A 22180-nucleotide genomic window follows, 5' to 3' on the forward strand; every position below is an offset into this window, starting at 1 on the left:
ACCCCCTCCCTTCGCGCCAGCCTGGGCAGGAAGTGCCCAGCCCACCGGCGCTTGGGGCGTCGGGTTCGCGTCGCCCCGGGAGGCGGGAGCGCCCCGGGCGATCGCGACCCGGGGTCCGGCGGCGAAGGCCGGCGAGCGCGCGCGACGCTCGCCGGCCTCGCGGCCCGGCCGGCTCGTCCGCTAGATCCTCGGGTGACACCTCAGGCACATCCCGAAGTCGGACTTGAAGCCGTACGGCCGCCCCCAGACCGGCGCCTCCGCCATGTGGCAGGCCACGTTGCCGCAGCGCTTCGTCGCCGGGTCGTAGGTCGCGCCGGCCAGGCCGAAGGACACGGTGGTGCCGTTCACCTGGACGATCGCGGCCGGCCAGTCGAGCCAGCCGGGGTTGCCGTCGGTGAGCCAGTACGGCGCGCTCGGCGCGTCGAGCCCGCCCGGCAGCCACGGCCACGGCTGCGGCAGCGCGGTCCGCGGATCGAAGACCACGTCGCGCGCGCCGTTCACGTGGCGCAGCGGCAGCACCTTTCCCGAGCCGGCCGCGGGGCCGCCGCCGGCGTGGCAGGCGGTGCACTGGAGCTGCTGGTACACGCGCAGCGCGGTGCGGCCGGCGTAGCCGCCCGCGAGCTGGTAGTCGCCGCTGGTGTCGAGGTAGTAGAAGCCGCTCGGGCCGACGTTGGCGGGATCGGCGGTGTCGTAGTGGCAGGTCTGGCAGGTGATCGGCGCCGCGTCCTGCCCCGCCTTCCAGCCGCCGTGCTTGCTCTGGTGCCACGGCCCGGGCTCGCCGAGGAAGTGGCCGAACTCGAAGCCGTCGTCGGCGAGGCCGAGGTGGCTGTTGGCGGTCGCGCTGCCCGGGTCGCCCGAGGCGTAGCGCGGCGGGTTGCCGTGACAGCCGGCGCAGCCGAGGTGCGCCGTGGCGCTCCAGTCCGGGCTCGCCACCGGGACCGGCGACGGCTGGCCGCTCGAGTGGCAGTAGGTGCCGCTGCAGGTGCGGGTGGCGGGGTCGTACGCCGCGTCGGTGGCGCTGCGGGCCTTGAGCGAGCCCGCGGGCGCCCCCGCCTCGTGCAGCACCACCTCGGCCGTGCCGTCCATGTGCTTCGCCGGGTCCACCGGGTGGCAGTTGCCGCAGCCGAAGGCGTACGCGGCCGGCGCGGTGGTGGGCGTGGCCGCCGGGTAGCGATCCTGGAGCACGCTCGTGTCGCCGTACGTCCCCGACGCCTCGGCGCCGGTGATCCCGAAGTGTGCGAGGTGCGCGCCGGTGTCCGGCGGGAAGCCGTGGCACGCGCCGCAGCCCACGCCGCCCCCGCCGCCCGAGAGGTCGGCGACGCCGTTCACGTGCTTGCCGCCGGCGACGTTGAGCGTGCCGTCCGCGTTCATCGTCTTCGCGTGGCAGTAGACGCAGACCGTGAGCCTGCTCGGGATGGCGGGATGCGGCGAGGGCGGCGGCAGCCCGTGGCACGCGTCGCAGGCGAGGGTCGTGGTGCCCCAGACCGGCGAGCCGCCCGGGCCGTGACAGTAGGCGGCGCAGGTACCCGTGCTCGCGTCGTACGTGCCGAGCGCGGCCGGGAGCTGGCCCGAGCCGGTGAGCGCGACGGTGGCCCGCGCGTTCTGGCCGCCGACGTGATCGTAGGTGCTCGGCACGGCGTGGCAGGTGCCGCACGGGAACGGCGCCGCCAGCGCGGTCCCGTCGGCGGCGACGCCGGTGAGGTGCGCCTGGTGCGCGCCGGTGCGGGCCGGGTTCATCGCGCTCCCGAGCCGCTGCCGGACGTCGTCGGGCGGCGCGGCCCAGGTCGGGTGGACGGCGACGTCGTAGCCCGCCTTGGACTGCGCGGTCCGCGCGCCGTGGCAGAACGAGCAGTCGGTCCGCCAGCTCACGTACCCGGCGGTCTGGTGGCAGCCGTCGCAGCCGGGCGCGATGCCGACGCCGGTGAGGTTGGGGCCGTGGCAGCTCGAGGCGGTGCAGCCCGGCGCGCCCGCCACCTTGCCCAGGAAGTCGAGGAAGGCGGGCCCGTGCTGCGCCGGGTCGGAGAAGTTCCCCGAGTGCCCGACCTGCGTGAAGACGGCGAAGAAGGCGTAGACCGTCCGGTCGGCGCCGCTCGCGAGGACGCAGCCGGCGCTGCCGCCGCAGTCCCCGGCCCAGGACTGGAAGGCGTAGCCGGCCTTCGGCGTCGCGGTGAGCGTCGCGCGCTCGGACCAGCCGTAGGTCGCGCTGCAGGCGGTGGCGGCCGTGGGGTAGCCGCAGTTGATCCGCCCGTCGCTCGAGCTGACGATCCCGTTGGCGGGCCGGCTGCCGACCCGGACGTTGAAGCTGACGCCGAAGACCATCTCCTGGGCGGCCTGCTCGGCCGCTCCCTGGGTGGTGCCCTCGCGCCCGCACGCCAGCAGGGCGAGCAGGCTGACGACGGGGGCGAGGAGACGCTGCACTCGACCGCGCGCACCGGACATCGTGACCTCCCTGCTCGCCCTCCGGCAAGACGATCGCCGGACGAGGCCGGCGAGCGTCCGGCGACGATGCAAAGGTAACGCCCTCACCCATACCGCGGGTGCGTCTCACTCCAAGTGCGCGCGCGGACGGGCGGGGCTGCGCCGTGTTGCCCCTTACGACGCAAGCCCCGATCCACGCAGATTGTGCGGAAGCGGCGGGCGCGAGACAGATTTTGCGGCGCCGCGGCGGGCCTGCCGGGGGCGCCTCTGCCGCTCCCGCGCGCGCCCATGGCACTCAATTGGATTGCGACCGGCGCCTCGAGCCCGCGCCGGGCGCGCAATCTGCTAACGTCCCCAGCCGTTCCGCGGTCCGGAACGGGGGGACCCACATGAAGCGATCGATCGCGTTCGCGGCGCTCGTCCTGTTCGCCGCCACGGCCGCCCAGGCCCAGTCGGGCCCGGCCAAGAAGCGCCGCCCGCTGCCGTACGAGTTCGGCCGGGTGGTCATCGCGAACCAGTCGGAGAAGGCCGGCTTCGCGCCGGTGGTCTTCGAGCACTGGTTCCACCGCACGAAGTACACCTGCCGCGTCTGCCACGTGGACATCGGCTTCGCCATGAAGCCCGGCGGCACCAACATCCGCGCGGCCGACAACGCGAACGGCTTCTACTGCGGCGCCTGCCACAACAAGAAGCTGGTCTCCGACGGGCACCCGGTCTTCGAGGCCTGCACCAAGGCCGCGACCGGCGACCGCCGCACCTGCGTCCGCTGTCACTCGCTCGGCATGAACGTGAAGCCGGAGCACGACTTCGCCTCGGTGACGGCCAAGCTGCCCCGGGGCCGCTTCGGCAACGGCGTCGACTGGGAGAAGGCGGAGGAGGACCACCTCATCAACCCCTCCGACCACCTCGAGGGCGTCTCCATCGCCCGCACCTCGATCTCGGCGCAGAAGGACTTCGCCCTCTCGCCCAAGCTCGCCGGCATGCCGGACATCATCTTCTCCCACAAGAAGCACACCGTCTGGAACGGCTGCGAGCTCTGCCACCCCGAGATCTTCGTGGGCGTGAAGCGGGGCGCCTCGAAGTACACCATGGTCGAGATCTTCGAGGGGCGCTCCTGCGGCGCCTGCCACGTCACGGTGGCGTTCCCGCTGACGGACTGCCAGCGCTGCCACTCGAAGCCGGTGCAGTGATGCGCACCGTCCGGAGGTGGACGCTCGCGCTCGGGGCCGGCGCGATCCTCGCGCTGCTCGCCCCGGCCGCCCGCGCGGCGCCGGGCGCGAAGGCGGCGAAGGCCGGGCCGGCCCGCGCCGGGCCCGCGGACTGGCAGCAGGAGTTCGCGGACGTCTGCTCGAAGACGCAGGACGCGATGACCCTCTCCGAGCCCGAGCTCCGCTCGCTCGTCACCCGCTGCGACGCCCTCGAGCCGCGGCTCGAGGCGCTCGAGGAGTCGGGCCGCAAGGTCTGGCTGAAGCGGCTGCAGCTCTGCCGCGACCTCTACCAGTTCGTGCTCGAGACGAAGGAGCAGGAGCGGAAGGACAAGTCCTGATGCGGATCCCCGGCGCCCTCCTCCCCGCGCTGCTGCTCCTCTCCCCGCTCGCCGCCGCCGGCATGGAGCTGCCGCCGCCGCACACCTACGGCCGGGTGATCATGGGCCGCCGCGCCGGGGCGGCGGGGGTGCCGCCGGTGGCCTTCGACCACTGGCGCCACCGCGCCCGGTACACCTGCCGGCTCTGCCACGTGGACGTCGGCTTCGCCATGACGGCCGGCGCCTCCCAGGTCTCGGCGGAGACCAACCGCGGCGGCTTCCACTGCGGCGCCTGCCACAACGGCAAGACCATCTCCGAGGGCAAGCCGATCTTCGCCGCCTGCTCGGGCTCCGCCGACGTGGGCTCGTCGCCCGCCTGCGTCCGCTGCCACGCCGGCGTGGACGGCGACCGGCTCCGCCGGGACTGGGACGCGTTCGCGGCGAAGCTCCCGCGGGCCCGCGGCGGCCACGTGGACTGGGAGAAGGCCGAGGCGCAGGGGCTCGTGATCCCGGCGGACTTCCTCCCCGGCGTCTCCTTCGAGCGGCGCAAGCTGCAGATGTCGAAGGAGGTCCCCTTCGAGTCGAAGGGCTGGATGCAGGGGAACATCGTCTTCTCGCACCCGAAGCACACCGTCTGGAACGGGTGCGAGGTCTGCCACCCGGAGATCTTCCCCAGCACCTCGCAGGGCGCGGCCCGCACCTCGATGCTGCAGATCGCGAGCGGCGAGACCTGCGGGGCGTGCCACGGCAAGGTCGCGTTCCCGATCGCCGAGTGCGAGAAGTGCCACGCCAACCGGCGCCCGGGCGGCGGCGGGCCCTAGCGAGCGAGCGCTCCGCCGCTCGCCGGCCCGCTCGTGGTGCGGGCGGGCCCGCTCCCCCCATTCGCCGCCTTGGCGGCATTGAAACCGCCGCTTACCTGAAGCATCTTGCCCCCGGACCGCGGGGGCGAGAGAGGTGAGCGCGAGGTGGAGATCCGCACCGCGTCGGGCGTGAAGCTCGTCCCGCTGCCGTACAGCCCGAGCCCCGACTTCATGGCCGGCGAGGACGGCCGGGTCTGGTCGCGCCTGCGCCACAAGGGCTTCGGGAGCTGGGAGTACGTGGACTGGCACCCGGTCGGCGGCGCACCGGGGAAGCGGCGCACGGTCGAGATCGAGGTCGAGGGGCGGCGGCTCTCGCTCTCCCTGCCGGCGGTGATCTGCGGCGCCTTCCACGGGCTCCCGCCGGAGGACAAGCCGGTGGTCCGCCACCTCGACGGCGACCGCGAGAACAACCGCCCCGAGAACCTGGCGTGGGGCACGCAGGAGGAGGCCTGGGCCGACGAGTACCGGCGGCGCCGCCCCTCCGGCCCGTCCCGCCGCGCCCGCCGCTTCTCGCGCGAGGACCGGGAGCACCTGCGCTGGGCGCTCGCGGTCGGGCTCTGCAGCCAGCGCGAGGCGGCGCGCCGGCTCGGCGTCGCGCTCTCGACGGTGCAGTCGGTGCTGCGGCCGGGGCCCTCCGGCGCGAACGGCGCGAACGGCCGGGACGACGACGGCCCGGACGCGGAGCCCTGAGCGGCGCGCGCGCCGCCCGTCACCGCTCGGCGAAGATCCCCTTCTCCTGCGCGCAGGTCTGCCGCGCCTTGTCGAGCGTGGTGGGCGGGTAGAAGAAGAGCTTCGAGCCGGGCACGCCCTGCCCGGCCGGATAGGTGCAGGTCCCGACGCGCTTCTTCTGGGGGCACGGCGCCATCGCGAGCTTGCCCCGCGAGTACTTGCAGGCGCTCTCCAGCCGCGGCTGCAGCTGGGGCCCCGCCGACATCACGTCCCACTCGCTGCAGGTCGCACCGGAGCGCGAGGTGCAGCTCTGCAGGTGGCCGGCCATGCCGGCGGCGCGCGCGGCCCCGGACAGGAGCAGCGTGAAGGCCGCGGCGGCGGCGCGGGTTCCGGCATGGGTCATGGCTGAGCCTCCTCGCGGTTCCTATAACCGTAAGGCCAGCACTCGCCCTGACCGGTGCTCGCTCGGGTGTCTTGCGTCGGAGAGCCCGCTTCGCGGAGGGTGGCGTCATGACGCTCGATCGGGCCCGCTCCGCTTCCCCCCGCCGCCTCGCCGGGCTCCTGCTCCTCCCGGCGCTCCTCGCCGCCGCGGGCTGCGGCTCGAAGAGCGCGGCCGGCGCGACCCGGCCGGTGCCGGTCGGCGCCGGCTCGCCCGCCGGCGCGGCGGTGGCCGCCACCCTCGACGGCCGCGGCGGCTCGATCTCCAGCGCCGACGGCCGGCTCACGCTGCACGTGCCGCCCGGCGCGCTCGCGGCCTCGACCACCGTGTCGGTCCAGGCGATCACCAACACGGCGCCGCGCGGGCTCGGGGCGGCGTACCGGCTCGAGCCGGCGGGCGCGCGGTTCGCGGCGCCGGTCTCCATCACCTTCCGCGCCGACCCGTCGTCGCCGGCGGCGCGCCAGGCGATCCGCACCCAGGACGCGACCGGCTACTGGGTGACGGCGCCGTCGGTGCTCCTCAACCCGGCCGCGGGGCTCCTCACCGCCTCGAGCCCGCACTTCAGCGACTGGGCGCTGGTGGCGGCCGATCCCACCCAGGACCTCGCGGGCACCTTCACGGTGAGCTCGACGCTCAACGCGAGCTCGGCGTTCGCCGCCAACGGCAACGTCTCGCTCGCGTACGCGGGCGCCGACAGCGTCGAGCGCGTCTACCTCCTCTCCGGCACGAGCACGCTCCAGCCGGTCACCGCCCCCTCCGGCGCCGCCTGCACCGCCGACGCCGACACCAAGGCGCTCACCCCGAACGTCGCCGAGGGCTTCCTCTCCCCGGCCAGCTTCTCCTGGGGCGGGAGCGCCACCTGGAGCCTCTCCTGCGGCGGCGCGCCGGGCTTCGTGGAGATGGTCTTCGACACCGCCGGGATCAGCCACGTGGGCTGCGCCCGGGGGCCGACGGCGGGCGCGCCGGCGGCGATCACCACCGCCGACGAGGTCCAGGGCGACTACACCATCGACTGCACCAGCCTCGGCACCGGCGCGCTGCGCGTGGTCTGGCACTTCGTCCGCTGCGGCGGCACCTGCGCGCCGAGCGGCCCGTGCGCCACCGCGGCGTCCACCTCCTGCGCGAGCGGCTCGCCGGTCTGCTCCGACGGCGCCTTCGCCGCCGCCGGCACCGCCTGCACCACGACCGCGGGCGGCGCCGGGGTCTGCAGCGGCTCCTCGGCGAGCTGCGTGGACTGCGTCCAGGGGGCGGCCTGCCCCTCCACGAACCCGTGCGCGGCGACGGCCACCCTCGAGTGCGCGAGCGGCGCGCCGGTCTGCACCGACCGCACCTTCGTCGCCGCGGGCACCGCCTGCACCTCGGGCGCGACCTCCGGGGTCTGCGACGCCGCGGGCGCGTGCACCGCCTGCGCCCAGGGCACCGCCTGCACCTCCGCCAACCCGTGCGCCACCTCCGCCGTCATCGCCTGCGGCACCGGCGGGCCGGTCTGCACCGACGTGGCCTTCCAGCCCGACGCCACCGCCTGCGCCTCCGTCACCGGCGGCGTCTGCCTGGGCGGCACCTGCCAGGCGTGCGTCGCCGGCGCGAGCTGCGCGCCGGCGAACCCGTGCGACGTGGGCACCGTGAGCTGCGGCGATCCGGCCGCGCTGCCGCCCACCGGCCCGTCCTGCGTGGACACCGGCGTGCCGGTCACCTGCCCCACCGGGCAGACCTGCACCGCGGGCAAGTGCGCCTGAGCGCAGCGGCAGGAGGCCGACGCGAGGCACCGCTGGCCGCCCCTCCCCTGCCCTCCCCGCCCGGGCGGGGAGGGAGCGCAGCGGGGATTCAGCGGCTCAGGGGTGCGACGCGCGGCCTCAGCGCGTCACCGAGAACAGGTCCACCCGGTTGTTCCCGCGGTCGGCCACCACCATCTCGCCGCCCGGCGTGAGGCAGAGCTGCGCCGGGTAGTAGACCGCGCCCTCGGTCCAGCCGAGCGCGAGCCGCCGGCCGAGGTAGCTGCCGTCGATGCCGAGCAGCACCACGCCCATCCCGTTCTGGTCCACCACCAGCAGCGTCCCCTTCCCGTCGTGCGTCAGGTACGCGGGGAAGTTCATGCTCTCCTTCAGCCCCTTCGAGAGGAGCTTGAAGGCGGCGCCGCCCTTCTCCACCGACCAGACCTCCGCCCCGCGCGCGTCGAGCGCGTAGACGGTCCCGGCGGCGTCCACGGTGAGGTCCACGAAGATCCCGCCCTTCGGCAGCTCCACCTTGCTCTTGAGCGCGCCGGTCGGGTCGAGCGCCAGCACGGCGTTGGAGGTCTGGTCGAGGACCCAGACGTCGCCGGCGGCGTCGAGCTTGAAGGCTTGCGGCACCACTCCCGCGGCGCCCTTGGGCTCGAGCCAGCCCTGGAAGGCGCCCTTGGGATCGAGCCGCGCGATCTTCTTCGCCTTGCGATCGAGGACGAGGAGGTTGCCCTGCCCGTCGAGCTGCACGCGCACCGGGTGCGTGACCTGGGCGAGCTTGATCTCCGTCCCGCCGCTCACCACCCCGTCGCGCCACTCGTAGGAGACGAGCCGCCCGTTGCCGGTGTCGGCCACCACCAGCGTCCCGTCGGCGCACCCCACCCCCTCCGGCGCCTTGAGCGGCGCGTTCTTGGAGTCGGCGTAGACCGGTCCGCGCGAGACGAAGGCCAGCTCGGCCCGGGCCGCCGGGGCGGCGGCGAGGAGCGCCAGCACCAGGACGTTCTTCATGGACGTGGGCACGGTGATCACCTCTTGAACTTCTCGTGACACTTGGTGCAGAGCTCGGTCGTCGTCGGGAACGGGTTCATGTGCTTGTACTCGGTGCCGTGCGCCCGGTGGCAGGAGAGGCAGTCGAGGATCAGGTTCGGGTTGCGCGGGTCCTTGTGCTTGGCGCCGATCGGGTGGGTCGAGTGCTTCTGCCAGTCGTGGCAGGTGCCGCAGAGCTCGATGGTCTCGGGCCGCTGCATCATCAGCGCGGCGGGGGCGCCGTGCGGGTCGTGGCAGCGCGTGCACTGGCCGTCGGCGATGGGCTTGTGCTTGGTCTCGGAGAGCGCCTGGCGCTTCACGGTGTCGGCGTGGCAGCTGCCGCAGACCGTCACCATGTTCGCCTTCAGCATCCCCTTCTGCTTGCCGGCGTGCGGGCTGTGGCAGGAGAGGCAGGCGTCGCCGTTCGACACCGCCCAGTGCACGCGGGTGCGGTCGAGCATGCCCGCCACCTTCTGCGCGTGGCAGCCCTTGCAGAGCGTCACCCCGGCCTGCTTCGGCTGGAACTTCCTCGCCGAGCCGGGCGGCTCGTGGCACTGCGCGCACATCGCCTTCGCCACCGGCGGGTGGACGTTGTCGTAGAGCATGCCGCGCACGTTCGAGCCGTGCGGGTCGTGGCAGGAGGTGCAGCGCGCGCCGGCCACCGGGTAGTTCTGGTGCTTCGCCACCAGCGCCGGCCGCTCCATCTTGTGGCAGCCGACGCAGAGCTCCGGGACGCCGCCCTTGAGGAGGCGCTCGCCCCTGGCCGAGCCGTGCGGGTCGTGGCAGGTGGCGCAGTCCTGCTCCACCGGCCGGTGCTTGAACTTCACGCTCGCCGCCGCTGTGACCACCGCCTTGTGGCAGCCCGCGCAGAGGTCCTTGGGCGCCTTCACGAGGTTGTTCTTGAAGCCGGAGGCGTGGGGGTCGTGGCAGGTGAGGCAGCCGCCGTCGGCCACCGGCTTGTGCGTGCTCCGCGGCTTCTCGGGCACCACCTGGTGGCAGGCCGCGCAGGTCCGGCCCGGCTCGGCCGAGAGCATCTTGCCGTGGTTGGAGGCGTGCGGGCTGTGGCAGCCGGTGCAGTCGCGCGACCGGACCGGCGTGTGGACGAACTTCCGCTTCAGCACGGCGTCGAAGTCGCCGGAGTGGCAGTCGAGGCAGACCTTGCCGTTGGCGCCGGGCTTCAGCTTGAGCTTGTCCGGGCCGGCGGCGCGGGCGGCGCCGGCGGCGAGGAGCGCGGCGGCGAGGAGGACCAGGGGGGTACGCGAGCGCATGGGGTCTCCCGCTACTTGGACGCGACGTGGCAGGCGTCGCACTGCCGCGACGCGAAGGGCGCGTGCTGGTTGACCTTGAAGAGCTTCCCGTCCTTCGAGGCGTGGGGGTCGTGGCAGCTCACGCAGCGGATCGCCTTGGGGTCGATGCCGAGGTGCGAGCCCGAGAACGTCTTGTCGGTGACGTCGTGGCACTGGGCGCAGACCTCGCCCACCGGCCCGGCCACGAGCGACGGCTGCGCCGAGGCGTGGGGCTTGTGGCAGGTGAGGCAGTCGCTCGCCGGGGCGTGCGCCTTCTCCTTGCCGAGCCGCTCCTTCACCGGCTTGTGGCAGGCGAAGCAGAGGTCGGGCGGCGAGGTGAGCAGGAGCCGCTTCAGCTTCGAGCGGTGCGGGCTGTGGCAGCCGGTGCAGGAGCCCTTGGCGAAGGCCGGGTGGACGCTCGTCGCGCCGGCGAGCTCCTTGCCGGTCGCGGCGTGGCAGCCGAGGCAGAGCGTCTTCTGCTCGCTGCGCGCCATGCCGGGGGCGTTGGAGCCGTGCGGGTCGTGGCAGTCGAGGCACTTGCCCTCGCCGAACGGCTTGTGGGTCGTGCCGCCCTCCGGCGCCGCGGTGAAGAGCTGCGCGTGGCAGCCCTCGCAGAGCTTCGAGCCCTGGGCCTTGAGCAGCTTCGGGTTGTCGGAGGCGTGGCCGTCGTGGCAGGCGGTGCAGTTGCCGTCCTGCACCGGCCGGTGCGTGCGCACCTTGACGAAGCGGGTCTCGGCGTCGCGGTGGCAGGAGTAGCAGACCCGGTCCACGCGCGCCTTGAAGAGGTTCCGGGTGGAGGCGCCGTGGGGGTCGTGGCAGGCGCCGCAGTCGCCGGCCGCGAAGGCGGCGTGCATCACCTTCTTCTTCGCGGCCTGCTCCTTCACCTTGCCGTGGCAGCTCGCGCAGATCTGCTCCGCCGGCACCTTGAGGAGCTTGGCGTTCCCGGAGGCGTGCGGCTGGTGGCACGAGGCGCAGCCCTGGGGCGAGGTCATCGGCTTGTGCTGCACCGCCGCCGGCTCGGCGAAGCGCTTGTGGCAGGTCTGGCAGAGCTTGGCGCCGGCGGCGCGGGCGAGCTTGGGCGCCGCCGAGCCGTGCGGGTCGTGGCAGGAGAGGCACTCGCCCTTCTTCACCGGGGCGTGCTGCACCTTGCCCGCGAAGGCCTTGGCGTCGTGGCAGCCCTCGCAGAGCTGCGCGCCCTTCGCCTGCACCGCGAACGGCTTGGGCGACTTCGGCGAGGCGTGGCAGGCCTCGCAGGACTGGGTGGCGACCGGGTTGTGCAGGCTGCCCCGGAGCAGCTTCGGCCCGTCCGACGAGTGCGGGTCGTGGCAGTTGGTGCAGGTGGTGACCGGGTAGCCGCCGTGCGCCTTCTGGAACGAGGCGTTCGACTGGTGGCAGCCGGCGCAGAGCTTCGACTGCTCGGACTTGAGGAGGTCCTTCACCGTGGAGGCGTGGGCGGCGTGGCAGGAGCCGCAGCCGTCCTTCAGCACCGCGTGCACGGTCTTGCGCTGGAACGGCTCACGCTGGTGGCAGCCGAAGCAGGCCTCCGCCCCCTCCGCCTTGAGGAAGTGCGGCGCCTTCGAGCCGTGCGGGTCGTGGCACTTGGTGCACTCGCCGGTGCGGAGCACCTTGTGGACGACCGGCTTGTCCATGCCGATCGACTCCTTCTTGTGGCAGGAGTAGCAGAGCGCGTTCCCGGTCTGCTTCAGGAGGAGCTTGCCGGAGGTGCCGTGGCGCAGGTGGCAGGACTCGCACTTCTGCTCCTTCACCGCGGCGTGGGCGTACTTCGCCTCCTTGAACTTGTCGGCCGCCTTCTGGTGGCAGTCGATGCAGCTCTTGGTCTTGAACTTCCGCTCCGCCGCGCCGGCGCCGGCCGGCGCCAGGAGCGCCAGGGCCGCGCCGAGCGCGAGCGCCAGGGCGAGCAGGCTCCACCACCGATTCGAGAGCTCTTTCAAGGTGACCTCGGGCGCGGTCGCGCTAGTAGCCGATGCGGGTCAGGTAGACGGCCACGGCGTGGGACTTCCGGATCTTGGCGTTCGACGCGCGCAGCGCGCGGTTCAGGTTCTCGCCGATGAGCTTCTTCCCGATGACGGCGCGCGCCGCCTCGTAGGGCTGCTGCTGCCCCGGGGTGGCGCTCACGAGCCGCACCAGGAAGTACTGCCCCTCGACCGCCTGCAGCCGGCAGTCGCCCGGGCGGGCCCCGGAGAGCTGGTTCGCGAGCTCGGGCGGGAGGGCGGTGGCGCTCACCACGGTGTTGTCGAGCTGGGCCTTGCGCTGGTCCTCCTTCACCTGCCCGGACGCGTTGGCGCGGAGCCAGCGGAAGTCGGTGCCGGCGCGGAGCTTGTCGAAGGCGGCCTGCGCGTCCTGGGCGCTCGAGAAGGTGAGGCTCTCGAGCTTGTACATGGCCGGGGTGGCGAAGTCGGCCTTGTGCTTCGCGTAGTAGGCGCGCCCCTCGTCCTCGGTGACCTTCACGTCGGGCATGATGGCGCGCTCGAGGTAGGCGCTGAACAGCGTGGCCTCCTTGAACTCGGCCATGTAGCGGCGGAACTCGGCGCTCTCGGCGATCTTCTGGCGGCGCGCCTCGGCCAGCACCAGCCGCTGCCGGAGCACCACCTGGAAGACGTGGGGCTTGGCGGCGTTGGCGCGGCGCTCCTTGATGGGCGCGTCGATGCCGTGGAAGAACTTCTCCTCCATGCCGCGGATGAGGTCGGCCACCGTGAGCGGCTTGTCGCCCTCGATGGTCGCGAGCACCCGCTGGTCCTTGCGCAGCGCCGCGACGCCCGGCTTCCTCGCCTCGAGGTCGAGCTTCGCGAGGAGCTTCTTGTCGGTGCGCGCGTGCTGCTTCGCGAGCGCGTCGTAGTACTTGAAGGTGGCCGACTGCCGGGCGGCCTCGAGGGCCCGCTGCTCGGCCCTGGCCCGCTCGGCGGGGACCTCGGGGTAGCGCGCGCCGAGCACCTGCACCACCGTGAAGCCGTCCGCGAGCTTCACCACCCGCGCCGCGCCGGCGGGCGCCGTGGCGATCACCTTCGCCACCTCCGGCTTCACGCCGGCGGCGCCGGTGTAGCCCGCCTCGAGCCGGCCCTGGGCCTTCTTCGCGGCGACGAGCTTCGCCCCGAGCGCCTCGAAGCTGCCGCCGGCCGCGAGCGCCTTCTGGAAGGCCTTGGCGTCGGCCTCCTTGGCGAAGAGCAGCGAGCGGACCTGGTACTCGCGGACGGCGTCGCGGTAGAGCCGCTCGACGACCTTCGGGTCGGGCTTCACGCCGGCGACCGCCCGGGCGCGGACGCGCACGAGGAGCTGCGTCGTCTCCTCGTCCTGGATGGCCTGCTTCACCTCCGGGAGGTCCTCGAGCCCCATCTCCCGGGCCTCGATGACGCAGAGCTTCATGTCCACCAGCCGGTCGAGGACCGGCTTGAAGTCGTGCTGGCTCGTGGGCGCGGCGTGGCCCTCCTCGTGGGCGGCGGCGAGCGCGTCGGTGACCTGCTGGAGCGTGATCTCCTCGTCGTCCACCCGCGCCACCGGCAGCGTCGCCGACTGCTCGGAGAAGAGCGGCGCCTGCACCTCGCGCCCGTCGCGGACGAGGTACGCGCGCATCTCGCGCTGCGCCCCGGCGGGCGCGGCGGCGGGCGCGGGGGTCGGCGCGGCGGCGGGCGCGCCCTGGGCGCGCGCGAGCCCCGGCGTGGCGAAGGCGAGGAGGAGAGTGGCGGTTGCGGTCCGGTGGTTCACGTTCACGTCCTTTCGCGGGCGGCCGGGCGATCGCCCGGTTGCTCGCTGCTCCGGTGGAGTACCGACTGCATCGCGTGTGCCTCGACCAAGGGACAGGGCGGACGCGCGGATCCGCGGCTTCTCGCGCCGCTCCGGCGCCGCGCGCACTCCGGGTCACGCAAGGGCTGCACGACCCCGCGCGCGCTGGTCCGATTTTGCGTCACGGCCTGCGCTCCTCGGTCGCCCGCGTGGGCGCCGACGAGGCGGGGGCCTGCTCGGTCGCTCCGAAGAGCGACACCGCCGCCGAGCGCGAGAGGCGGCAGGCGAGCGCGCTGGCGGTGCTCACCCTGCCCTGCTCGAAGAGCCAGACGCGGTCGTTGCCGGTGGCGTGCGAGGTCGCCTGCCAGACGAGCCGGCCGGCGCGATCGAGCGCCATGGCGGTGAAGTCCATCGACGGGGCGTCCCCGTCCACCAGCTCGCGGACGTAGCCCGCGATCACCACGTCGGTCTGCAGCACCTCGATCATGGCGCGCGCGGTGTCGAGCGAGACGCCGCCCTCCATGATCACCCGGTAGCGGCGCAGCCGATCGCGGGTCACGCCCGGCTCGACGACCTGCAGGCGCCGGTACGCCGCGAGCTGGCGCGTGAGCTCGAGCGCGAGCAGCTCGCCGGCGCGGCGCCGCGAGGTCTCGTTGAAGAAGGGCAGCACCGCCACCGAGTAGCCGCCGCCCGGGTCGAACTGCGGCGAGCGGAAGGCGACCCGCGGCTCGAACCGCCCCTCGTCCGGGCACGGCGGCGCCGCCACGCCGGTCTCGAGCGCCCGCGCGAGCGAGCCGCGCAGCCGCGCCAGCTCGCGCGCCTCGAGGGCGCGCGGGTCGCGCACCAGCCCCAGGCCGAGCAGGCCGGGCGAGTCGTCGCCGGCCCGCGCCACGCCGTCGATCCAGAGGAGGCGCGCCTCGGGCGTCGCCGAGACGAGCCGCGCCGTGACCGCGAGCCGCGGGGCGGGCTGGCTCGCGTAGGCCTCCACCTCGGCGAGGAGGATCGCGTCCACCCCGAGCTCCTCCCGCGCCGCCGCGGCGGAGGTGGCGTCGATGCCGCCGGTGAAGCGGAGCCGGTGCTTCTCGAGGAAGTCCTCGACCGGCTCGCCGGAGACCACCTGGAGGCCCGCGCCCTGCGCCACCCGCAGGAGCTCCCCGTCGAGCTCCCGCAGCGGCACCGGGCCGGCCGCCAGGTTGTCGGCCGGGAGCAGCGCCACCTTGAGGACCCGCGCCGGCGGGCGCGCCGCGTCGCCGCCGGCCGCCCGCGGCCCCCCGCAGGCGGCGCCGAGCAGCGCCAGCAGCGCCAGCGCGGCGCTACTGCTTGAAGAGCCGGTCGAGGAGGTCATTGACGAGGCTCTCCGTGACGTCGTTCACCGGCGCGCCGCCGCCGCCGAACATCCGGTCCATCATGGTGAGGCCGCCCTTGGTGGACGACGCCGACCAGATGACCCGCCCGCTCGAGGCCTCGAACATCTGCACGCTCGCCGAGACCACGTTCGCCGAGGCCGAGCCGGACCGCACCTCGCCGTACTCCTTCACCACGCCGCCGATCACCGCGTCGCACTTGATGAGCCCGCCGAGCTTGGTGATCTCCTCCGGGCTCGGGTTGATCGGGTTGGCCACGCCGAGCCGGCTCAGGCCGCGCGCCACCTCGCCGTTCGGCAGCACGTAGATGGAGCCGCTCGCGAGCAGCATGTTGGCGAAGACGTCGCGCACCCGCTCCGCGCCGGCCGAGTCGCGCGAGAGGTTGCCGAAGGGGAGCACCGCCACGACCTTCACCGAGCCGAAGTCCATGTTGGCGTCGTGGAACTTGTGCCCGCCGCCGCTGGCGCAGGCGCTCGCGAGCGCCGCGGTGGCGAGGACGAGGAGGGTCGGGAGCCGGAGCGGGGTTCTCATCGGAGGGTCCTAGAGCTGGATTGCGAGGCTCGCGGTGAACGACCGCGTGTCGGTGGTCCCGGTCGGCGCGTCGGAGCCGAGCAGGCTGTAGTTGAGGTCGAGGTAGGCGTGAGGGGAGAAGTTCCAGCGCGCGCCCGCGGAGGCGGCGTGGGTCTTCGCGTCGAGCGCGGTGTCGAGGGACTCGGTGTACGCGAGCCGGAGCAGGAGCGAGCCGTCCGGGAACGGGGTGAGCCCGCCGCTGAAGGTGGCGAGGGTGGTGGGGCGGGTGCCCTTGATGATCCGCTGCACGGCGGTCGAGAGGTACAACGCGGGGAACGGGCTGATCGACAGCGCGCCGTCCACGCGCTCGTTCTCCAGGCTGCTGTCGGGGAGGCCGCCGCCGGTCTGGCGCAGGCTCGAGTACGCGTAGGTGCTCGAGAGCGTCACCACGCGGTTCGGGATGAGCGAGGCGGTCGCGACCACGGTGGGCCCGCGCGCGACCGCGCCGGTCTCGAGCAGGTTGTAGGCGTAGCCGGTCGAGAGCAGCAGGTCCACGCCGCGGTAGAGCGCCGCCCGGTTCACCAGCGTGGCCGAGTTGAGCTCGGCGCTGCCGCGCGGCGTCTGGGTGAGCTGCCCGCTGTAGGTGAGGGCGTGGGTGAGCGTCGGGAGCGGCGTCGCCGCGAGCGAGGCCGAGTACTGCCAGGCGCCGTCGTGCTGCCCCGGGGTGCCGGAGGCGCTCACCCCGGTGTCCTGCCGGGCGACGCGCGCGGCGAGCTTGAGCCAGTCCCGCAGGGCCCGCTCGAGCGAGAGCCCGTTCTGCAGCGTGTAGGCGGTGTTGCCGCGGCTGTAGGAGAGGTTCCCGGCGAAGTCGTAGGCGAGGAGCGGGTCGGCGGTGAGCTGCTGGCGCATCGCCAGCGAGGCGCTGTGGGAGCTGAGGGTGGAGCGGCCGCGCACCTGCGCCGCCGGGACCACCTGGTAGGCCTGGAGCTCGGTGACGAGCACGTCGGCGTAGCGCCGGTCGGTGGTCAGGGCCGGCGGGAGCGGCTGCACCACCAGCTTCACGAACGGCGCCTGGACCTGCTGCAGGGTGAGCTCGTACCGGTTCAGGAGCGCGTTGAAGATCACCGTCCCGGCGAGCGCCACCTGCGTCCAGTGCAGGTTGTCGTCGCTGCGCCAGGCGGTGAACGAGAGCGCGGTCGAGATCTCCGGCGGCAGCGGCCGCTGCACGTAGACGTAGAGGGTGTTGAGCTGCGTGGTCGGGTCGGCGAACTGGAGGCCGAGCTCGCGCGCGGCGGTGTCGCCGGCGATCGACGCCGACCAGCCCAGGTTCAGGTTGGCGGAGACGTCGGTCTTCCCGTCCACCAGCAGGCCGTTCGGGCCGAGGGTGTCGCTCTGGGGCAGCGCGGCCGGGGGCTCGACGAGGGAGAGGCCGGCGGAGGGCAGCTGCTGCGTCGCCACCGTGCCGCCCGCGCCGGCCACGCTGGTGTCGGAGATCCGGTTCGAGAAGGCGTAGTTGGCCTGGACGCTGGTCCGCCCGCCGTGGAAGGTGTCGCCGTAGGTGACGTGCGCGCTGTTGAGGAGCCCGTCGGTGGTCGTGCCCGAGAGGTGATCGACCGAGTCCTGCGCCTCGAGCGTGTACTGCACGCTGAGCTGCCGGACGGCGTTGTAGCTCCAGCTCGCGAGCAGGTCGTTGAGCGTCGAGTCGGCGAAGCGGCGCGACACGTCGTAGGTGTCGGCGCGCGTGAGGCGCAGCTCGAGGTTGGGCAGGTCGACCGGGTGCCAGCCGAGGTGCAGCGTGTAGGTGTCGTTCACCTCGTGGAGCCGGCCGCCGCCGAGCGAGGTCTGGGTGGACTCGTCCTGCCGCTGGTAGCTCAGGTCGCCGCCGAGCACCGGCGGCCCGAGGTGCAGGCGGACGAAGCCGGACCCGCGCCAGGCGTCGCCGCTCGCGGAGAGGCCGGTGCCCGAGCTCCACTGCCGGTCGTCCTCGAAGAGCCCGTTCCCCTCGAGCCGGACCAGCGGGGCGAAGGAGCGCGAGAAGCCGAGGCTGTAGCGCTGGGTGAGCTCGTCCACCGTGGAGGTGGTCACGTGCCCCTGCGCGTCGGTGGTCCGCGTGTCCACGTGCGAGTACCCGGGCTCCAGGTAGAGCGAGAGGCCGTCCGCGCCGGCCGGGCACGGCGCCAGGGCGAGCGCGAGCGCCAGGGCGACGGCCGGGAGGAGGTGGGGGGCGGCCCTCCGCATCAGAACCGCTCACCCGCCACGGTCACCGCGTAGGGCTCCTCGCCCACCGGCACGGTCGAGAGGAGCTGGTGGCTGGCGAGGTCGAGCACGGCCAGGCCCGGCAGGGACGGCACGAGCGCCAGGAGCGCGTTCTCCGCGTCGTCGATGGCGAGCCAGGTGACGGTCCCGGGGACGGGGAAGAAGTCCACCGGGATGAGCGAGAAGGCGTCGTAGACGCGCAGCCGGCTCTCGCCGCGCAGCGCCACGTAGAGGAGATCGGTCCGCGGATCGACCTTGAGCGCGGTGGCCCCGAGCCCCACCGTGACGCGGCCGGCCGGCGCGAGCGACGGCAGCGAGAAGGCGTCGAGCTGCGGCGAGCTCGAGTAGATCACGTAGAGCTTGTCGCCGGCCCGGTCGAGCTGGGCGCGGATGGGGCCGGCGCCGGTCGGGATCGAGCCCGCCACCGCGCGGTTGGCGACGTCCACCACCGTCACGCTGTTCGACCCCTCGTTGAGCACGTAGGCGCGGCGCCAGGCCCGATCGACCAGCAGCGACGCCGGGGCGGTGCCGGTCGGGAGCCGCGCCCGCTCCACGCCGGTGTCGGGATCGAGGAACGAGAGGGTGTTGGAGCCGGCGTTGAGGACGAGGAGCGTGCGGCCGTCGGGCGCGAGGGCGAGCTCGATGGGGCGGTCGCCCGGCGAGAGCCTGAGCCGCGGCTGCTCCACGTCGCTCGTGAGGTCGTGCACCTGCACCTGGTCCTCGCCGGAGAGCGCGACGTAGAGCCGCGCGGAGGGGCCCTGGGAGAGCGCGAGGCCGCGCGGCTCGCGGCCGGTGGCGAGCACCGCGAACACCTCGCGGCGGCGCCGGTCGAAGAGGGTGAGATCGCTGCCGCCCGCGTTGGAGCAGACGCCGTCGAGCGCGGGGGGCGGGCGCGCCGGGGCGGCCACGGCGAACCGGGGCGTGAAGGCCACGCCGGCCTGGAACGAGGGCTCGTAGCGGAGCGTGAGGCCGAGCACGGTGGCCGCGCCCGCCTTCACCTCGAACGGGCCCTCGAGGGGCGACGGCTCCTTCGGGACCAGCAGCTGCGCCGGACCGTCCGGGGCGAGGACGGCGGCCTTCGTCACCTGCAGCTCGAAGCCGCGGTAGGCGCCCGGCGGGAGCCGGCCGGAGGCGAGCAGCCGCTGCCGCCTGGGCTCGGGGCCCGGGAGCTCGGCGAGGGCGAGCGCGAGCGGCACCGCGCCGCCGTCCTCCCGCACCGCCGCGAGCGAGGCGAGCGAGAGCGAGAGCCGGTCCGCGTCCTGGGGCCACCCTTGGAGGTAGAGGAAGACGGCGCCCTCCTCGGCGAGCGGCGGGCGCGCGGCGAGGCGCGGCGTGAGGAAGCCCGCGCAGCCCGTGAGGCCGAGCGACACGAGGGTGGCGAGCAGCGTCTTCACGGCTGGCCTCCGACTTCGCCGGGTGAGTGGAAATAAAGCAGGGAGGGGCCGCGCAGGCGGCCCCTCCCCCCGTTCACTACGACCTATGGCGCGACGGAATTAATCCTTCGCGTGGCACTTGTTGCAGAGCGACCGCTGGGCGAACGCGAAGTTCGTCGCCGGGCGGTCGTACATGGCCGCCTGGTAGGTCGCCTGGTTCATGCCCATGCTGTACTGGCCGTAGGCGCCCTCCGCGACCGGGGAGTCGCTGCCCGGCCACTGCCCGCCGAGGGTGAGGAACTCGGCCTTGTTGTTCCAGCGGGTCATGCTGTCGAAGCCGCCGGCGTGGGCGCGGTGGCAGGAGAGGCAGGACACGTTCTCGGAGCCGAGCGACGGGCCGCCGGTCTGCGTGCCGTCGTTCACGGCGTGGCCGGCGAGGGTGGCGATGACGGTGGTGCCCTCCTCGTACGGGACGAGCGAGGTGTAGGAGCCGGCGCTCGTGCCGGTGAGGTCGCCCGACTTCTTGTAGGCGTTGTAGATGGCGGCGATGGTGGTGCCGTTCGCGGCGCCGGCCAGGTTGTTGGCGGTGGCGGTGAGCTTGGCGCCGTTGCCGGCCGGGTGGATGAGGGCGGTGTTGGCGGCGTTCACGTTGTCGTTGTGGATCGAGCGGTGGCAGTTGGAGCACCACTCGGACATGCCGGCGCCGTAGGCGACGCGGGTCTCGGTGACGGCCTCGGTGCGGTTGTAGGTGGCGGGGGCGACGGCGACCGGCGGGTTGGCGTTGAACGCCATCACGCCCGGGACCGACATCTGGGAGTAGTTGCTGGGGGCGAGGAGGCGGTAGACGCCCACGGCCTCGTCGGCGGTCGGCGCGGCGCCGTAGGAGCCAGGGCCGCCGATGGGCAGCGTGGCGGAGCCGAAGGCGGTGTTGGTGATGGTGCCGTTCACGTCGGTGATGCGGGCGCGGCTGTGCGGGTCATGGCAGGAGGCGCAGCTCAGGCTGGCCGCGGGGTAGTTGCCGCCCGGGGCGGTGGTCAGGGTGGCGTCGGCGACGAGGCCGTAGTCCTGGGCCACGACGTTGTGGCCGTGGCGCTCGCCCTTGGAGGTGACCGGCGCGCCGTAGCTGGCCGTGCCCTTGTAGGTCTGCGTCAGCCAGGCGAAGTCGCCGCCCGGGGTGCGCTCCACCGGGGCGCTGCCGGCCGCGGGGGCCGGGAAGGTCATCACGTGGTAGCTGCTCGGGGCGGTGTCGGCGGCGGCGTGGCAGTTGAGGCAGGTGGAGCTGTTGTCCGAGCCCTGCAGCAGGTAGTTGTTGCCCTGGAACTGGACGGTCGAGGCCTTCCCGCCCGAGTTCCAGCCGGTGAGGCCGGTGTTCCGGCCGCCCGACATCGACTTGTTGCCGGACGAGTTGTGCATCGAGTGACAGCCGTCGCAGTACGCGACGCCGCCGTCGTGGAAGGCCCAGGCGTTGCCGGCAGCGATCGTGGCAACGAGGGCCAGTGCGAATCTGAACGACTTCATGTGTGTGCTCCTCCAGGCTGCTGTTTTTGCGCCGACCGGCGAACTTCCTCGGAGACCGGTACGGCGCGCACCCGGGGCACCTAGCATCGGCTGTGCCACGATATTTGCCTGGAATCGCTGGCTTTTCGCCGATCGGCGGTGGGTGAGAAGACCCACCCGCCTCGTGCGGCCCGAGGCCGACCTCCCCCTCCCCTGCCGATGATGCAGTCGGTAAGGACCCGTCCATGAGGTCAAATCGAAGTCACCCGTTCACGGGACAAACCGAGCCGGAACTGCGGTCCGCCGGACCCGGTCCGTGCATCCCCCGTTCGTAGGGTCCGACCGCTCCCGCGCGCCATGGGGCGCTCGCTTGCACGTCGATGGACGTGGGTGGCTGTAGGTGGTGGTGAGTGACCCAGCCGCCAGCCGGGCCCGGCGTGGGCCGCGCGCCGCCCTTCAGCGCTGCCCGGAGGCGGCGGCCGGCTCGCTGGAAGCGGCGGCGCCCTCCGCCGGCGGCGCCGGCGGGTCCTGCACCGAGTACTGGAAGACGCTCACGCCCCTGCGCGCGCTCTGCGACACGAAGACGCGGTCCCCCGCGACCGCGAGGTCGAGCGGGGCCACGAGCTGCCCGGGCCCCCAGCCGCGGCCGCCGAACTCGCCGCGGAACTCGAGCTCGGGCGTGAAGACCATCACCACCGAGCGCAGCACGTCGCCCACCAGGAACCGCCCCTGGGCGTCGCGCGTGATCCCCCCGACCACGTTGAACTTGCCGGGCGAGCTGCCGCGGTCGCCGAAGCTCGTGACCTTGCCGGAGGGGGAGACGACGAAGACGGTGAAGAGCGGGGCGACCGTGAAGAGGTAGTCGCCCGCCTCGTCCACGTTGAAGGCCTGCATGGCCGGGTTGCCGGCGCGGACCCCCTTGCCGATCTTGCCGAGCTCCTTCTCGAGCTCGTGGAAGAAGTCGTGCGTCTCCTCGACGCGCCCCTGGAGGTCGGCCACGAGCACCTTCATGGTCCCGCGCTGGGCGAGGAAGATGCGCCGCCCGCGGCTCACGAGGACGTCGGGCGAGAAGTCCTTGGCGAAGTCGTCCGGCACCTGCGTGAGCTCGACCCGCGCGCGCGGCTCGCCGCGGAAGTTGCAGCGGGTGAGCACCTGCTTGCCCTTCTCGCTCGCCAGCACCAGCAGCTCGCCCGTGGGGAGCGGCGCCACCGCGAGCACGTTGCCGAGCTCCGCGTCCTGGCCGAACCGGTAGAGCTCCATCCCGTTCTCGTCGAAGACGCCGACGCTGCCGTCGGTCCGGTCCACGACGTACAGCTCGCGGTGCGCCGGATCCCAGACGAGCGAGGCCCAGCTCGAGGGGACCGGCCCGTCGCTGTCGGAGAGGTCGTAGAGGAACGTGCCCTTCGCGGCCTTCCCCGGATCGTACGGGGCGGGCGGCAGGGGCGGCGCCGCGAGCGCGGCCGCGAGGAGCGCGGAGGTGAGCGCCTGGAGGAGCATGGAG

Annotated in this window: 17 protein-coding genes; 5 read left to right on the forward strand and 12 right to left on the reverse strand. The window is 73.6% G+C overall.

Translation table 11 applies throughout. The annotated features are described in order from the left end of the window. Nucleotides 1-180 precede the first annotated feature (180 nt). Nucleotides 181-2418, reverse strand: a complete 2238-nt coding sequence (locus tag AMPC_RS12095; protein ID WP_248341040.1) for a CxxxxCH/CxxCH domain c-type cytochrome — start codon at nucleotides 2416-2418, stop codon at nucleotides 181-183. Nucleotides 2419-2807: 389 nt separating this feature from the next. Between AMPC_RS12095 and AMPC_RS12100 the strand changes: the two genes are divergently transcribed. From AMPC_RS12100 to AMPC_RS12115, 4 genes are all read left to right on the forward strand, one after another. Continuing rightward, nucleotides 2808-3608 (forward strand): c(7)-type cytochrome triheme domain-containing protein, encoded by an 801-nt coding sequence (locus AMPC_RS12100; RefSeq protein WP_248341048.1) that lies wholly within the window; start codon nucleotides 2808-2810, stop codon nucleotides 3606-3608. After that, nucleotides 3608-3964 (forward strand): hypothetical protein, encoded by a 357-nt coding sequence (locus AMPC_RS12105; protein WP_248341049.1) that lies wholly within the window; start codon nucleotides 3608-3610, stop codon nucleotides 3962-3964. Before AMPC_RS12100 ends, AMPC_RS12105 begins: the two co-directional genes overlap by 1 nt. Beyond that, nucleotides 3964-4764, forward strand: a complete 801-nt coding sequence (locus tag AMPC_RS12110) for a c(7)-type cytochrome triheme domain-containing protein (RefSeq protein ID WP_248341051.1) — start codon at nucleotides 3964-3966, stop codon at nucleotides 4762-4764. The genes AMPC_RS12105 and AMPC_RS12110 overlap by 1 nt, the downstream gene beginning before the upstream one ends. 144 nt (nucleotides 4765-4908) lie before the next feature. Beyond that, nucleotides 4909-5493, forward strand: coding sequence for an HNH endonuclease signature motif containing protein (locus AMPC_RS12115; RefSeq protein WP_248341060.1), 585 nt, complete (start codon nucleotides 4909-4911; stop codon nucleotides 5491-5493). 19 nt (nucleotides 5494-5512) lie between these two features. Here the strand turns inward: AMPC_RS12115 and AMPC_RS12120 are convergent, their stop codons facing one another. Next, the gene (locus AMPC_RS12120) at nucleotides 5513-5875 is read right to left on the reverse strand and encodes a hypothetical protein (RefSeq protein ID WP_248341063.1); all 363 of its coding nucleotides are present in this window, start codon (nucleotides 5873-5875) and stop codon (nucleotides 5513-5515) included. 107 nt (nucleotides 5876-5982) lie between these two features. On the opposite strand from AMPC_RS12120, the gene AMPC_RS12125 reads away from it, so the two are divergent. Then, nucleotides 5983-7647 (forward strand): hypothetical protein, encoded by a 1665-nt coding sequence (locus tag AMPC_RS12125; protein WP_248341065.1) that lies wholly within the window; start codon nucleotides 5983-5985, stop codon nucleotides 7645-7647. Nucleotides 7648-7764: 117 nt separating this feature from the next. On the opposite strand, the gene AMPC_RS12130 is transcribed toward AMPC_RS12125, so the two are convergent. From AMPC_RS12130 to AMPC_RS12175, 10 genes are all read right to left on the reverse strand, one after another. Further along, complete coding sequence (locus AMPC_RS12130) at nucleotides 7765-8649, reverse strand: NHL repeat-containing protein (protein ID WP_248341073.1); 885 nt, start codon at nucleotides 8647-8649, stop codon at nucleotides 7765-7767. Nucleotides 8650-8654: 5 nt separating this feature from the next. Continuing rightward, a complete protein-coding gene (locus AMPC_RS12135; protein ID WP_248341075.1) occupies nucleotides 8655-9923 on the reverse strand; it encodes a cytochrome c3 family protein in 1269 nt (422 codons plus the stop codon). 11 nt (nucleotides 9924-9934) lie between these two features. Beyond that, complete coding sequence (locus AMPC_RS12140) at nucleotides 9935-11893, reverse strand: cytochrome c3 family protein (protein WP_248341077.1); 1959 nt, start codon at nucleotides 11891-11893, stop codon at nucleotides 9935-9937. A gap of 22 nt (nucleotides 11894-11915) precedes the next feature. After that, a complete protein-coding gene (locus AMPC_RS12145) occupies nucleotides 11916-13661 on the reverse strand; it encodes a peptidyl-prolyl cis-trans isomerase (protein ID WP_248341079.1) in 1746 nt (581 codons plus the stop codon). Nucleotides 13662-13860: 199 nt separating this feature from the next. Then, a complete protein-coding gene (locus AMPC_RS12150) occupies nucleotides 13861-15024 on the reverse strand; it encodes a hypothetical protein (RefSeq protein WP_248341081.1) in 1164 nt (387 codons plus the stop codon). Next, the gene (locus AMPC_RS12155; protein ID WP_248341083.1) at nucleotides 14993-15574 is read right to left on the reverse strand and encodes a GNA1162 family protein; all 582 of its coding nucleotides are present in this window, start codon (nucleotides 15572-15574) and stop codon (nucleotides 14993-14995) included. Before AMPC_RS12155 ends, AMPC_RS12150 begins: the two co-directional genes overlap by 32 nt. Nucleotides 15575-15583: 9 nt before the next feature. Then, nucleotides 15584-17791 (reverse strand): hypothetical protein, encoded by a 2208-nt coding sequence (locus AMPC_RS12160; protein WP_248341089.1) that lies wholly within the window; start codon nucleotides 17789-17791, stop codon nucleotides 15584-15586. Continuing rightward, nucleotides 17791-19203 carry a YncE family protein gene (locus AMPC_RS12165; protein WP_248341098.1) on the reverse strand — a complete coding sequence of 471 codons (1413 nt, stop codon included), beginning with the start codon at nucleotides 19201-19203 and terminating at the stop codon, nucleotides 17791-17793. The genes AMPC_RS12160 and AMPC_RS12165 overlap by 1 nt, the downstream gene beginning before the upstream one ends. Before the next feature lie 99 nt (nucleotides 19204-19302). Continuing rightward, a complete protein-coding gene (locus AMPC_RS12170) occupies nucleotides 19303-20700 on the reverse strand; it encodes a cytochrome C (protein ID WP_248341099.1) in 1398 nt (465 codons plus the stop codon). A 435-nt stretch (nucleotides 20701-21135) separates the two neighbouring features. Further along, nucleotides 21136-22176, reverse strand: coding sequence for an NHL repeat-containing protein (locus AMPC_RS12175; protein WP_248341101.1), 1041 nt, complete (start codon nucleotides 22174-22176; stop codon nucleotides 21136-21138). Between the last annotated feature and the right edge of the window lie 4 nt (nucleotides 22177-22180).

Origin of the sequence: Anaeromyxobacter paludicola (assembly GCF_023169965.1) — a bacterium.
Classification (GTDB): domain Bacteria; phylum Myxococcota; class Myxococcia; order Myxococcales; family Anaeromyxobacteraceae; genus Anaeromyxobacter_B; species Anaeromyxobacter_B paludicola.

Bases quoted from the DNA above. Each gene is read 5' to 3' on its own strand.
- AMPC_RS12100 (WP_248341048.1), top strand. From the start codon at position 2,808: ATGAAGCGATCGATCGCGTTCGCGGCGCTCGTCCTGTTCGCCGCCACG.
- AMPC_RS12105 (WP_248341049.1), top strand. From the start codon at position 3,608: ATGCGCACCGTCCGGAGGTGGACGCTCGCGCTCGGGGCCGGCGCGATC.
- AMPC_RS12110 (WP_248341051.1), top strand. From the start codon at position 3,964: ATGCGGATCCCCGGCGCCCTCCTCCCCGCGCTGCTGCTCCTCTCCCCG.
- AMPC_RS12120 (WP_248341063.1), bottom strand. From the start codon at position 5,875: ATGACCCATGCCGGAACCCGCGCCGCCGCCGCGGCCTTCACGCTGCTC.
- AMPC_RS12125 (WP_248341065.1), top strand. From the start codon at position 5,983: ATGACGCTCGATCGGGCCCGCTCCGCTTCCCCCCGCCGCCTCGCCGGG.
- AMPC_RS12135 (WP_248341075.1), bottom strand. From the start codon at position 9,923: ATGCGCTCGCGTACCCCCCTGGTCCTCCTCGCCGCCGCGCTCCTCGCC.
- AMPC_RS12150 (WP_248341081.1), bottom strand. From the start codon at position 15,024: ATGACCTCCTCGACCGGCTCTTCAAGCAGTAGCGCCGCGCTGGCGCTG.
- AMPC_RS12155 (WP_248341083.1), bottom strand. From the start codon at position 15,574: ATGAGAACCCCGCTCCGGCTCCCGACCCTCCTCGTCCTCGCCACCGCG.
- AMPC_RS12160 (WP_248341089.1), bottom strand. From the start codon at position 17,791: ATGCGGAGGGCCGCCCCCCACCTCCTCCCGGCCGTCGCCCTGGCGCTC.
- AMPC_RS12170 (WP_248341099.1), bottom strand. From the start codon at position 20,700: ATGAAGTCGTTCAGATTCGCACTGGCCCTCGTTGCCACGATCGCTGCC.
- AMPC_RS12175 (WP_248341101.1), bottom strand. From the start codon at position 22,176: ATGCTCCTCCAGGCGCTCACCTCCGCGCTCCTCGCGGCCGCGCTCGCG.